Source organism: Pseudomonas sp. PWP3-1b2 (assembly GCF_049896045.1).
GTDB classification, from domain to species: domain Bacteria; phylum Pseudomonadota; class Gammaproteobacteria; order Pseudomonadales; family Pseudomonadaceae; genus Aquipseudomonas; species Aquipseudomonas antarctica_B.
In genome coordinates, this window is sequence record NZ_JAFCTN010000011.1 from 124,177 (window position 1) to 137,033 (window position 12,857).

Annotated in this window: 12 protein-coding genes; 9 read left to right on the forward strand and 3 right to left on the reverse strand. The window is 57.2% G+C overall.

What is annotated here, in order from left to right; translation table 11 throughout:
- From ACP7A2_RS10250 to mnmE, 5 genes are all read left to right on the forward strand, one after another.
- On the forward strand, positions 1-70 hold a 70-nt coding region (locus ACP7A2_RS10250), incomplete at its 5' end, for a 50S ribosomal protein L34 (protein ID WP_426134107.1).
- Between the two features lie 16 nt (positions 71-86).
- Entirely contained in the window at positions 87-491 is a 405-nt protein-coding gene (rnpA, locus tag ACP7A2_RS10255; protein WP_375065964.1) for a ribonuclease P protein component, read from the forward strand.
- Positions 484-729: a membrane protein insertion efficiency factor YidD gene (yidD, locus tag ACP7A2_RS10260; protein WP_077430980.1), complete on the forward strand. Its 246-nt coding sequence runs from the start codon at positions 484-486 to the stop codon at positions 727-729. Before rnpA ends, yidD begins: the two co-directional genes overlap by 8 nt.
- A 2-nt stretch (positions 730-731) precedes the next feature.
- Positions 732-2,414, forward strand: coding sequence for a membrane protein insertase YidC (gene yidC / locus ACP7A2_RS10265; RefSeq protein WP_426134101.1), 1,683 nt, complete (start codon positions 732-734; stop codon positions 2,412-2,414).
- Between the two features lie 79 nt (positions 2,415-2,493).
- A complete protein-coding gene (mnmE, locus tag ACP7A2_RS10270; protein WP_426134102.1) occupies positions 2,494-3,864 on the forward strand; it encodes a tRNA uridine-5-carboxymethylaminomethyl(34) synthesis GTPase MnmE in 1,371 nt (456 codons plus the stop codon).
- 19 nt (positions 3,865-3,883) lie between these two features.
- On the opposite strand, the gene ACP7A2_RS10275 is transcribed toward mnmE, so the two are convergent.
- From ACP7A2_RS10275 to ACP7A2_RS10285, 3 genes are all read right to left on the reverse strand, one after another.
- Complete coding sequence (locus ACP7A2_RS10275; protein WP_426134103.1) at positions 3,884-6,322, reverse strand: TonB-dependent siderophore receptor; 2,439 nt, start codon at positions 6,320-6,322, stop codon at positions 3,884-3,886.
- Positions 6,323-6,412: 90 nt separating this feature from the next.
- Positions 6,413-7,357, reverse strand: a complete 945-nt coding sequence (locus tag ACP7A2_RS10280; RefSeq protein ID WP_426134104.1) for a FecR domain-containing protein — start codon at positions 7,355-7,357, stop codon at positions 6,413-6,415.
- Positions 7,357-7,863, reverse strand: coding sequence for a sigma-70 family RNA polymerase sigma factor (locus ACP7A2_RS10285; RefSeq protein WP_348061893.1), 507 nt, complete (start codon positions 7,861-7,863; stop codon positions 7,357-7,359). Before ACP7A2_RS10285 ends, ACP7A2_RS10280 begins: the two co-directional genes overlap by 1 nt.
- A 564-nt stretch (positions 7,864-8,427) precedes the next feature.
- Here ACP7A2_RS10285 and mnmG point away from each other — a divergent pair.
- The 4 genes from mnmG to ACP7A2_RS10305 are packed head-to-tail and all read left to right on the forward strand — an operon-like array spanning position 8,428 to position 12,659.
- A complete protein-coding gene (mnmG, locus tag ACP7A2_RS10290; protein ID WP_426134105.1) occupies positions 8,428-10,320 on the forward strand; it encodes a tRNA uridine-5-carboxymethylaminomethyl(34) synthesis enzyme MnmG in 1,893 nt (630 codons plus the stop codon).
- Positions 10,317-10,961, forward strand: coding sequence for a 16S rRNA (guanine(527)-N(7))-methyltransferase RsmG (gene rsmG / locus ACP7A2_RS10295; RefSeq protein ID WP_375065811.1), 645 nt, complete (start codon positions 10,317-10,319; stop codon positions 10,959-10,961). Before mnmG ends, rsmG begins: the two co-directional genes overlap by 4 nt.
- An 18-nt stretch (positions 10,962-10,979) precedes the next feature.
- Positions 10,980-11,777, forward strand: a complete 798-nt coding sequence (locus tag ACP7A2_RS10300) for a ParA family protein (protein WP_375065809.1) — start codon at positions 10,980-10,982, stop codon at positions 11,775-11,777.
- A 9-nt stretch (positions 11,778-11,786) separates the two neighbouring features.
- Positions 11,787-12,659 (forward strand): ParB/RepB/Spo0J family partition protein, encoded by an 873-nt coding sequence (locus ACP7A2_RS10305; protein WP_375065807.1) that lies wholly within the window; start codon positions 11,787-11,789, stop codon positions 12,657-12,659.
- Positions 12,660-12,857 lie beyond the last annotated feature (198 nt).

Here is a 12,857-nt window from a genome sequence, read left to right on the forward strand (position 1 = left end):
GGCCACCAAGAACGGCCGTGCTGTCCTGTCGCGTCGCCGCGCCAAAGGTCGTGCGCGTCTGGCAGTTTGATAATCCGGTACTGGTGGTGAGTCAGGACTTCAGTCGGGAAAAGCGTCTGCTAACCCCCCGGCATTTCAAGGCAGTCTTTGACTCCCCCACCGGCAAGGTTCCGGGGAAAAATCTCCTGCTCCTTGCGCGTAACAACGATCTTGATCACCCCCGTCTCGGGTTGGTGATCGGCAAGAAGAGCGTAAAGCTCTCCGTTGAGCGCAATCGCCTCAAGCGTCTGATGCGCGAATCGTTTCGCCTCCACCAGGACACTCTGGTTGGTTGGGATATTGTTATCGTCGCGCGCAAAGGCTTGGGTGATGTAGAAAACCCCGAATTGATTCAGCATTTCGGCAAGCTCTGGAAACGTCTGGCGCGTACCAACAAGCCAGCACCAGCAGTCAGCACCGAACCTGTAGGGGTAGACAGTACCGATGCGTAAACTGGCACTCGTTCCGATCCAGTTTTATCGCTATGCCATTAGTCCTCTGATGGCCAATCACTGTCGTTTCTACCCCAGTTGTTCCTGCTACGCGTTAGAGGCCATAGAAAATCATGGTCTTCTGCGCGGTGGCTGGCTGGCCTTTCGTCGTTTAGGTCGCTGTCATCCGTGGAATCCCGGTGGTTATGACCCGGTTCCACCTATCCCTACCTCCCGTTCTTCTTCGATGGCCGAGTAATCATGGATATTAAACGCACGATCCTGATCGTCGCCCTGGCAATCGTGTCCTACGTTATGGTTCTTAAGTGGAACCAGGACTATGGCCAGGCTGCCCTGCCGACTCAGAATGTTGCTACCAATCAGGCTGCGCCGGCTATTCCGGACACCCCGCTGGGTAACAATGCGTCCGCGAGTGCCGATGTTCCCAGCGCGAATGGCGAGACAAGCACCCCTTTAGAAACGCCAGTTGTTACCAACAAAGACCTCATCCACGTGAAAACGGATGTGCTCGACCTGGCTATCGATCCACAAGGTGGTGATATCGCCCAGCTGAAGCTGCCGCTGTATCCACGTCGCCAAGACCACCCGGATGTTCCGTTCCAACTGTTCGATAACGGTGGTGAACGTACTTATCTGGCACAAAGTGGCCTGACCGGTACCAACGGTCCGGATGCGCGTGCTACCGGTCGTCCGGTTTATTCGACCGAACAGAAGACTTACCAACTGGCCGATGGCCAGAACCAGTTGAATGTCGACCTGAAATTCAGCCTCGACGGCGTCAACTACATCAAGCGTTTCAGCTTCACCCGTGGTTTGTACGACTTGAAGGTCACTTACCTGATCGACAACGAAAGCGACAAACCGTGGAGCGGCAACCTGTTTGCCCAGCTCAAGCGTGATAACAGCGCCGATCCTTCTTCCAGCACTGCCACCGGCACCGCGACTTATCTGGGCGCTGCCCTGTGGACAAGTAGTGAGCCGTACAAAAAAGTGTCGATGAAAGATATCGACAAGGGCGCGCTGAAAGAAACGGTACAAGGCGGTTGGGTAGCCTGGTTGCAACACTACTTCGTGACCGCATGGATCCCGAACAAGGGTGATGCCAACCTGGTTCAAACCCGCAAAGACAGCCAAGGCAACTACATCATTGGTTTTACTGGCCCGGCGTTGACCGTCGCCCCAGGTGCCAAGGCTGAAACCAGCGCCACTCTGTATGCAGGCCCAAAAAGCCAGGCCGTGCTGAAAGAGTTGTCCCCAGGTCTGGAACTGACTGTGGACTACGGCATTCTGTGGTTCATTGCCCAGCCGATTTTCTGGCTGCTGCAACATATCCACAGCATCGTCGGTAACTGGGGTTTCTCGATCATCTTCCTGACCATGCTGATCAAAGGGATCTTCTTCCCTCTGTCGGCAGCCAGCTACAAGTCGATGGCGCGCATGCGTGCCGTTGCGCCGAAACTGGCCGCGTTGAAAGAGCAACATGGTGATGACCGGCAGAAAATGTCGCAGGCCATGATGGAGCTGTACAAGAAAGAGAAGATCAACCCGCTGGGTGGATGCTTGCCGATTCTGGTGCAGATGCCGGTATTCCTGTCGCTTTACTGGGTACTCCTGGAAAGCGTGGAAATGCGTCAAGCGCCGTTCATGCTGTGGATAACTGACCTGTCGATCAAAGACCCGTTCTTTATCCTGCCGATCATCATGGGCGCGACCATGTTCATCCAGCAGCGCTTGAACCCGACTCCGCCGGACCCGATGCAGGCCAAGGTAATGAAAATGATGCCAATCATCTTCACCTTCTTCTTCCTGTGGTTCCCGGCTGGTCTGGTGCTGTACTGGGTGGTCAACAACTGCCTGTCGATCTCCCAACAGTGGTACATCACACGTAAAATCGAAGCGGCTACCAAAAAAGCCGAGGCGTAATTTACTCTGTGGATAACCACTCAAGACGCCCCCTAGTGGGGCGTTTTGCTTTCCGTCACTTTTGTTTTGGAACCTGCTGATGAGCGCTCCTCGTGAAACCATCGCTGCTGTCGCTACCGCTCAAGGTCGCGGCGGTGTCGGTATCGTTCGAATTTCCGGGCCTCTCGCCGGCGTGGCGGCTAAAGCTATCAGCGGTCGCGAACTCAAACCGCGGTATGCCCATTACGGTCCGTTTTTGGATGCTGACGAAAGCGTTCTGGACGAAGGCCTGGCCCTGTATTTCCCGGGACCCAACTCCTTCACCGGTGAAGATGTGCTGGAACTGCAGGGCCATGGCGGCCCTGTCGTGCTGGACATGTTGCTGCAGCGTTGCCTGCAACTGGGCTGTCGCCTGGCGCGCCCGGGCGAATTCAGCGAACGCGCCTTCCTCAACGACAAGCTCGACCTCGCTCAGGCCGAGGCCATCGCTGATCTGATCGAGGCGAGTTCTGCACAGGCTGCGCGTAATGCGTTGCGCTCACTACAGGGTGCGTTTTCACTGCGTGTGCATAACCTCACCGAGCAACTGATCAGCCTGCGCATCTATGTGGAAGCGGCAATTGATTTTCCGGAGGAGGAAATCGACTTTCTTGCCGATGGCCACGTGCTGGCGATGCTGGATAAAGTCCGCGATGAGTTATCCACAGTGCTGCGTGAGGCTGGGCAGGGAGCCTTGCTGCGCGATGGCATGACGGTGGTGATCGCCGGGCGACCCAATGCCGGCAAATCGAGCCTGCTCAATGCCCTGGCAGGTCGCGAAGCTGCCATCGTTACCGAGATTGCCGGCACTACACGGGATATCCTGCGCGAACATATCCACATCGACGGCATGCCGCTGCACGTGGTCGACACTGCCGGTTTGCGAGATACCGATGACCAGGTCGAAAAGATCGGCGTCGAGCGAGCGCTCAAGGCCATCAGCGAGGCGGACCGTGTGCTGCTGGTAGTGGATGCCACGGCACCGGAGGCTGAGGATCCTTTTGCCCTGTGGCCTGAATTCCTCGAACAACGGCCAGACCCGGCCAAGGTCACCTTGATTCGCAACAAGGCCGACTTGACGGGGGAAGCCATTGCGATGCAAACCAGCACGGAGGGCCATGTCACCATCAGCCTGAGTGCAAAGTCGGCGGGCGATGGCCTGGAGTTGCTGCGCGAACACCTCAAAGCCTGCATGGGCTACGAACAGACCTCGGAAAGCAGCTTCAGTGCTCGCCGCAGGCACCTGGAGGCGTTGCGCCATGCGAGCGCAGCGTTGGAGCACGGCCGGGCACAATTGACCCTGGCGGGAGCAGGGGAGCTGCTGGCTGAAGATTTACGTCAGGCGCAGCAGCTGTTGGGGGAAATCACCGGCGCATTCAGCTCCGATGATTTGTTGGGCCGGATCTTCTCCAGCTTTTGCATTGGTAAATAACCGAGTTATCCACAATGCCTCACCAGTTGTAGGACACCGTACCGAGCAAGGTACGGCTGTCACCCCAGTAGCAACGGCCCGCATCGTTGCAACCAGATACATATTCCTTGTCGAAGAGGTTCTTGGCGTTTAAATCGACCGACCAGTGTTTATCGATTTGATAGCCAACAGCCGCGTCCACCAGTGTCACGCTGCCCGCATCCAGCTTCCCGTATAAGCTGGGGGCCGTGTAGGAAAACGTACTGTCGAAGTAACGCACACCGCCACCCAGGGACAGTCCCTTGAGTTGACCATCAAGAAAACGGTACTTGCCCCACACCGAAGCCTGATTACGCGGAACGCCAGTCATCTGGTGCCCCTCAACCAGCGATGTAGCCGAATCCTTTGTAATCCGCGCGTCAGTGTAGGTGTAGGCCGCAGTCACATTCAGGTTGGGCGTAACGTTGCTGTTTACCTCAACTTCCACGCCCTTGGCCCGGCTTTCGCCCACCTGGCGATAGCTGTTGGTGGTGGCATCGAGATAAGTATCGTCCTGCTTGCGCAAGTCATACACCGACACCGTCATCGCCGTGTCCCAGCCGATCGGCTCGTATTTCACACCCACTTCGTATTGGCTGCTGGTGATCGGCTTCAACGGTGAACCGGCGTTGGAGATTTGCTGCACCGGGACGAACGCGGTGGAATAGCTGACATACGGCGTGAGGCCGTTGTCGAATTGATACATCACCCCGCCCTGGTAGGTGAACTTGCGGTCCTCGGAGCTTGTGTTACTGGCCTTGTTCACCTTGTCGCGAAAATCGCTGTCGACCCAGTCCTGCCGACCGCCGAGCAAAAACAGCCAGTGGTCATACTTGCTCTGGATCTGTGCATAAACCCCTTTCATCTGTTGTTCGAGCAAGGTGTTTTGCACCGCGATAGGGGTAAGCGGGTCTCGCAGATACACGGGGTTATACACATTGATGGTGCCGGCAGAACCTGCGTCCCAATCCTGGTTGAACGAGGTGCGGTCATAGCTCGCGCCGAACAGCACAGTATTTTCCAGGCCGCCGACCTGGAATTTGCCTTCCAGCTGGTTATCCAGGGAGTAAACCATCGACTTGTTATAGCGGTCGTAGGCGGTCATGTTCAGTTGGGTGCCGAAGCCACGGTTATTCAACGCGCCAGGCCAGGTTTCATGACGGTTGATGCGAGACTGCATGTAGCGTGAGTTCTGACGCAATTGCCAATCGTCGTTGAAGCTGTGACTGAACTCGTAGCCGGTGCTCCAGCTTTCGCGTTCGAAGGTGTTCCAATCCGGGTTACCGAGCATGGTGTGCTTGGACAGCTTGCCGTTGGGATTTGTAAGCAAGGTGCCAGCGGCTGGTAGGCCAAGTTCGAGGTTGGTGTGGTCCTTCTGGTAATTGGCCAACAGCGTGAGCGTGTTGTAGTCGTCGAAATTCAGCGTCAGGGAGGGGGCGATGTAGAGTCGGTCGTCCGGGACGTGATCGGTTTGCGTGTCAGACTTGCGACCGAGCATCACCACCCGCCCAAGTATGTTCTCGCTTTCACTGAGCGGGCCAGAGATATCCACACCCACCTGACGTCGATTGTTTGAGCCGTAGCCCAGCTGGACCTCGCCTTGAGGTGCCGCCGTAGGGTGTTTACTGACCAGGTTCACCAAGCCGCCGGGGGCGTTTTCACCGTAGAGCAGCGAAGAAGGGCCACGGAAAACCTCGACCCTCTCCAGTCCGTAAGGCTCGCTCGTGGTGTCGTACCGATTACCTTGAACACGTAGGCCATCGCGCAGCAGGCCATAGCCGTAATCGGTCGCATTGAAACCGCGGATAAAGAAAAGATCACCCGCCAAGCCGTCGCCCGCTGCAAAAGGTGGGGCGAAGATACCCGGCACATAGCCCAGCACTTCAGTCAGCGTCTGCGACTTCTGGTCTTTGATGCGTTGGCCGGTGACGACCGATACCGAACGCGGTGTTTCCGACAAGGGCGTGCTGGTCTTGGTGCCGATGCGGCTGTTTTGCGCCTTGTAGCCTACATCGCCAGCGATTTCCTGATTGAATCCGTCCTGTTGATAAGTGCTTACCGTGGTGGGCGCAAGCGTGATTTCACCGCTGGGCGCGGCCTGCAGCACGTAACTGCCGGGCGCCTGGGCGATCGCCTGCAACCCCGAGTTTTGCAGCAGTAGCGCAAAGCCTTGGTCTACCGAATAGTCACCTTCCAGCCCCGGCGTGGTCAAACGCGTGGTTTGCTGGGGCGAAAAAGACAGAATCACATTCGCCCTGGCCGCAAATTGGCTCAAGGCATTGTCCAGCGGGCCGGCCGCGATGGCGTAGTGTTGCACTGTGCTGGCGGCCATGACGCCGGTGGATAGCAAAACACTGGTCGTGGCAGCGGTACTGAGCAGTAAGCTGCCGGTCAAACCGTGATAGGAAAGCCGCTGGCGAAACTTGGTTGGGAGGCGCATAGGTGGGTAAGCCCTGAAGGTTGCGTCGTAATTACCCGTAGGGCCGCGCCAGGCAAAAAAAAGATAACCCCGTGTGGATAATTTTTTTAGTCAGCCGATCCGGGTCACCGAAACCCAGTAGCGAGTGAAATACTTCACCTGGATCGGCAAGGTCGCTTGCAGATTAGCCAACACCGCATCCGTAGAATCCAGGCGCAAAGTGCCGGAAACGCGCAGACGTGCCGAAGCCCGATCGCAGTGCACTACACCCGGGCGATACCGGGCTAGCTCGTCGAGCACAGCGCCGAGCGGAGCATCCAATACGATCAGTTGGCCATCGACCCAGGCAGCCTGGGAACCGCGATACGCAAGGTTTGGCCCCACATGTTGCCGATCAAAATCAGCGCTTTCACCAGCTCCGAGCAGGCGCCCGTGGTTGGGCTGGTCACCTGGCGCCACGCTCACCCGATCCTCAAGTACCCCCACGCGCGTGGTGTCCGCGAGCTGGCGCACGGTAAACCGGGTTCCCAATGCCTGTACCCGGCCCTGGCGGGTTTCGACATAAAAGGGCGTCTGCCCACCAAACTTTCCGGTGTGGATAAGTACTTCACCTTCGCGCAGGCGGATTGAACGCTGGCGCCCATCGAAGACCACATCAATCGCCGTGCTGGTATTGAGATCAAGCCGCGTGCCGTCGGCCAACTCAATACGCCGACGTTCGCCCACCGATGTCCTGTAGTCGGCCCATACAGTTCCCAGGGGCGTGTGTTTCTGAACATTCCATCCCAGGTAACCGGTACCGCCCAGCACCAGCATCCACTTCAGTACCTGGCGACGTTGTTGCGTGGTCGATAAAGCGCGGCGGGTGAAATCCTGGGGCAGGGCGCCAAGGCTGCGCTGCAACTGTTCCATCTGGTTCCACGCGGCCTGATGGGACGGATCACCATTGAGCCACTGCTGCCAGGCCTGGCGTTCTACGGCCGTGGGTGGTTGGGACTGAAACTGTACATACCAACTGGCAGCCGTTTCGAAGGTTTTGCGATCGGGAGTAGCCATCAGAGGCTGGCCATGATCAGCGAGCATTCAGTCAACGCCCGGATCATGTGCTTCTTCACGGTGGTCAATGACACCTGCAGTTGATCGGCGATCTGTTGATAAGTCAGCCCCTCGATCTGCGACAACATGAAGATGCGTCGCGCCCGCTCGCCGAGCCCGGACAGGGCTTTATCCACAGCCACCAGGGTCTCGATGATGATTGCCTTGTCTTCTTCACTGATGGCGGTGGCTTCAGGCCGATCTGCCAGGGTTTGTTTGTATGCCTGCTCGATGGCATGCCGGCGATAACGGTCAATTACCAAACCTCTGGCGATGGTCGCAAGATAGTCGCGTGGTTCAACAATCTGCGCCGCATGCCGCCCGCCCAGGATGCGCACGAACGTATCGTGCGCCACATCGGCGGCATCGCAGGCGTTATGCAGCTTACCTTTGAGCCAACCCTGCAACCAGGAATGGTGCTGCTCGTAGATGTTCTGGACCACAGCCGTGTGTGAAGGAGGAGACATAGGGCATGACGAATCAGGTTAATGATAATCGCTATTATTAACTGCCCTGCTGTTTTCTCACAATAGATCTCTACTTACTGCGCTTTCACACGAGTTGAAGCATTCGTGTGGCCTCGACGAGGGCGAAATTCACGTCGTATCACGTATTTCTGTGGATTAAGCCCTGTGAATAACCGCCCCTGTGCCCAGTTGATAACAGGGCTTGAAACCTGAGTAAAAACCCGCCTGTGGATAACCACCTGTTTAATCCACAGGCTTAGGGCACTTATCCAAGTGCCTTATCGGCACATGACCACAGACTTTTGAATCGCTGTACACATTGTAAATAAGGGCCTGTAGAGATCTATCCACAGAAAACAGGCTCAGTAGAAATAAACATAAAAATAAAGATTTAATAGATTTCTCTCTTTTAATTTCTATTGTCTTTGATTCATCCACAGCTGGTTAAATTTTGTGCAAAGGGTTCTTTAGGAAGGGCGAAGTCCCTATACTTGCCGCCTTGGCTCGAAAACCCTTTCAACAAACAATTCCTGATTACCTACATAAGCAGGCACGAGGTGCGTGGTGGATTTCCCTTCCCGTTTTGAAGTGATCGTCATCGGCGGCGGTCATGCCGGTACCGAGGCAGCACTGGCATCAGCACGCATGGGCGTAAAAACCCTGTTGCTGACGCATAACGTGGAAACCCTCGGTGCAATGAGTTGCAACCCGGCCATTGGCGGGATCGGCAAAAGCCATCTGGTCAAAGAAATCGACGCCCTCGGTGGCGTGATGGCTATGGCTACCGACAAGGGTGGTATCCAGTTTCGCGTGCTCAACAGCCGCAAAGGCCCGGCCGTGCGTGCCACTCGGGCACAGGCCGACCGCATCCTGTACAAGGCGGCAGTGCGCGAAACCCTGGAAAACCAGCCGAACCTGTGGATATTTCAGCAAGCGGCAGATGACCTGATCGTCGAACAGGACCAGGTACGTGGTGTTGTCACCCAAATGGGACTGCGTTTTCTCGCGGACTCGGTGGTGTTGACCACCGGTACGTTCCTCGGCGGACTTATCCACATCGGCATGCAGAACTATTCCGGTGGCCGCGCAGGTGATCCGCCCTCGATTGCCTTGGCAAAACGCCTGCGTGAACTGCCGCTGCGTGTCGGCCGCCTGAAAACCGGGACCCCACCGCGTATCGACGGGCGTTCTGTGGATTTCTCGGTAATGACCGAACAAGCTGGCGATACACCGATTCCGGTGATGTCGTTCATGGGCTCCAAGGAGCAGCATCCGAAACAGGTCAGCTGCTGGATTACCCACACCAATGCCCGCACCCACGAAATCATTGCCGCGAACCTCGACCGTTCGCCGATGTATTCCGGGGTAATCGAGGGCATCGGCCCGCGGTATTGCCCGTCGATCGAAGACAAGATCCACCGCTTTGCCGACAAGGAAAGCCACCAGGTCTTCATCGAGCCCGAAGGCTTGACCACCCATGAGCTTTACCCGAACGGAATTTCCACTTCCTTGCCATTCGACGTGCAAATCCAGATCGTGCAATCGATTCGCGGCATGGAAAACGCCCACATCGTGCGCCCGGGCTACGCCATCGAGTACGACTACTTCGACCCGCGCGACTTGAAATACAGCCTGGAAACCAAAGTGATTGGCGGCTTGTTCTTTGCCGGGCAAATCAACGGCACCACCGGTTACGAAGAAGCCGGCGCCCAGGGTTTGCTGGCCGGAACCAACGCAGCGCTGCGCGCGCAGGGCAAAGACAGTTGGTGCCCGCGTCGCGATGAAGCGTATATCGGCGTGTTGGTTGACGACCTGATTACCCTGGGCACCCAGGAACCGTATCGGATGTTCACTTCCCGAGCGGAATACCGCCTGATCCTGCGCGAAGACAACGCCGACCTGCGCTTGACCGAAAAAGGTCGCGAGTTGGGGTTGGTCGATGACGCGCGTTGGGAAGCCTTCTGCAAAAAACGCGAAAGCATCACGCTCGAAGAGCAACGCCTGAAAAGCACCTGGGTTCGCCCGGGTACCGAGCAGGGCGATGCCATTGCAGAAAAATTCGGCACACCGCTGACCCACGAATACAACTTGCTGAACCTGCTGTCGCGTCCGGAAATCGACTACGCTGGTCTCGTCGAAGTGACAGGCCACGGTGCACAAGACCCGCAGGTCGCCGAGCAGGTTGAAATCAAGACCAAATACGCCGGTTACATTGATCGTCAGCAAGATGAGATCGCGCGGCTGCGCGCCAGTGAAGATACCCGGTTGCCTGTGGATATCGATTACACCGGCATCTCGGGTCTGTCGAAAGAAATTCAAAGCAAGCTGGGGATAACTCGCCCGGAAACATTGGGCCAGGCTTCGCGCATCCCAGGCGTCACCCCGGCAGCCATTTCGCTGTTGATGATTCATTTGAAAAAACGCGGCGCGGGCCGTCAGTTGGAGCAAAGCGCTTGAGTTCGTCTGTTACCTCGCAACACGCCGAAGAGTTATCCACAGGTGCACGCCAGTTGGGCGTCGACCTGAGTGCAGCCCAGCACGAATTGTTGCTGGGCTACCTGGCCCTGTTGATCAAGTGGAACAAGGCTTACAACCTCACCGCCGTGCGCAATCCGGACGAAATGGTTTCTCGGCATTTGCTCGACAGCTTGAGCGTGATGCCGTTTATCGAAAACGGCCGCTGGCTCGACGTCGGCAGTGGCGGCGGCATGCCTGGCATCCCGTTGGCCATTCTGTTTCCAGAGTCTCAAGTGACGTGCTTGGACAGCAACGGCAAGAAAACCCGCTTCCTGACCCAGGTAAAACTCGAGTTGAAGCTGGAGAACCTGCACGTTATCCACAGCCGAGTCGAAGACTTCACGCCTGAACAGCCCTTCAATGGAATTGTTTCCCGGGCCTTCAGCAGCATGGAGAACTTCAGCAACTGGACGCGTCACCTGGGCGACCGCGACACCCGCTGGCTGGCAATGAAGGGCGTCCATCCAAGCGATGAGCTGTTAGCATTGCCGGCAGACTTCCACCTCGATAGCGAACACGCCTTGGCCGTACCCGGTTGCCAAGGTCAACGCCATCTGCTGATACTGCGCCGCACGGCATGATTGGGAACACAAGCAAGAATGGCTAAGGTATTCGCGATAGCGAACCAGAAAGGTGGCGTGGGCAAAACCACCACCTGCATCAACCTCGCAGCATCCCTGGTCGCCACCAAGCGTCGGGTGCTGTTGATCGATCTCGATCCACAGGGCAACGCCACCATGGGTAGCGGTGTGGATAAGCACGGCCTGGAAAACTCGGTTTACGATTTGCTGATCGGCGAATGTGACTTGGGCCAGGCCATGCACTACTCCGAGCACGGCGGTTACCAACTGCTGCCGGCCAACCGCGATTTAACCGCGGCAGAAGTAGTGCTGCTGGAAATGCAGATGAAAGAAAGCCGTCTGCGCAGCGCGTTGGCGCCGATCCGCGAAAACTACGATTATATTTTGATCGACTGCCCGCCGTCGCTCTCGATGCTGACACTGAACGCGCTGGTGGCCGCCGATGGGGTGATTATCCCCATGCAGTGCGAGTACTTCGCGCTGGAAGGCTTGAGTGACCTTGTGGATAACATCAAACGTATCGCCGAGTTGCTCAACCCGAACCTGCAGATCGAAGGCTTGTTGCGCACGATGTACGATCCGCGCCTGAGCCTGATGAACGATGTGTCGGCGCAGCTCAAGGAACACTTTGGCGAGCAGCTCTACGACACCGTGATTCCGCGCAACATCCGCCTGGCCGAAGCGCCGAGTTACGGCATGCCGGCTTTGGCGTACGACAAATCATCGCGCGGTGCCATTGCCTACCTGGCGCTGGCCGGCGAGATGGTTCGCCGTCAACGCCGCAACTCACGCACCGCTGCAGCCCAGCCAACTTAAGGAATCCCCATGGCCGTCAAGAAACGAGGTCTCGGACGTGGACTGGATGCACTCCTGAGTGGTCCGACCGTCACATCGCTTGAAGAACAAGCGGTGCAGGCCGACGAGCGCGAGCTGCAGCACCTGCCCCTGGACCTGATCCAGCGCGGCAAATACCAGCCACGTCGGGACATGGATCCTCAGGCGCTGGAAGAACTGGCGAACTCGATCAAGGCTCAGGGCGTGATGCAGCCGATCGTGGTCCGCCCGATCGGTGGCGGGCGCTTTGAAATCATCGCCGGTGAACGCCGCTGGCGCGCCAGCCAGCAGGCCGGCAAGGAAACCATTCCGGCAATGGTGCGCGATGTGCCTGACGAAACCGCCATTGCCATGGCGTTGATCGAGAACATCCAGCGTGAGGACCTCAACCCGATCGAAGAAGCGATCGCGTTGCAGCGTTTGCAGCATGAGTTCCAGCTGACCCAGCAACAAGTGGCCGACGCGGTGGGTAAATCCCGCGTGACGGTGTCGAACTTGCTGCGCCTGATCGCGTTGCCGGAAGTCATCAAAACCATGTTGTCCCACGGCGACCTGGAAATGGGTCACGCCCGTGCTTTGCTCGGTTTGCCGGAAAATCAACAGGTTGAAGGGGCGCGACACGTTGTCGCACGGGGGCTCACCGTTCGTCAGACCGAAGCCCTGGTTCGCCAGTGGCTCAGCGGCAAACCTGCACCGGTCGAAACAGCCAAACCTGATCCGGACATCGCTCGCCTCGAGCAGCGCCTGGCCGAGCGCCTAGGTTCTGCGGTGCAAATTCGTCACGGCAAGAAAGGCAAAGGGCAATTGGTCATCGGATATAACTCACTCGATGAGCTTCAAGGCGTCCTTGCCCACATCCGCTGAAACATTTGCTTATGTAGCGCGCGATCGGAAAACACTACCCGGCAGTTGAATAGGGGCTGAACCGCCCCTATACTCTGCGCGCATTTTGTCGGCACAAATTATGCCAAGTTATTGATTTCCGGCAGCCGACCATTGAGGAGCAAGAGTGATGGAAACCCGCACGCCAAACACGTTGCCGTTCCATCGCTTGGCCGTTTT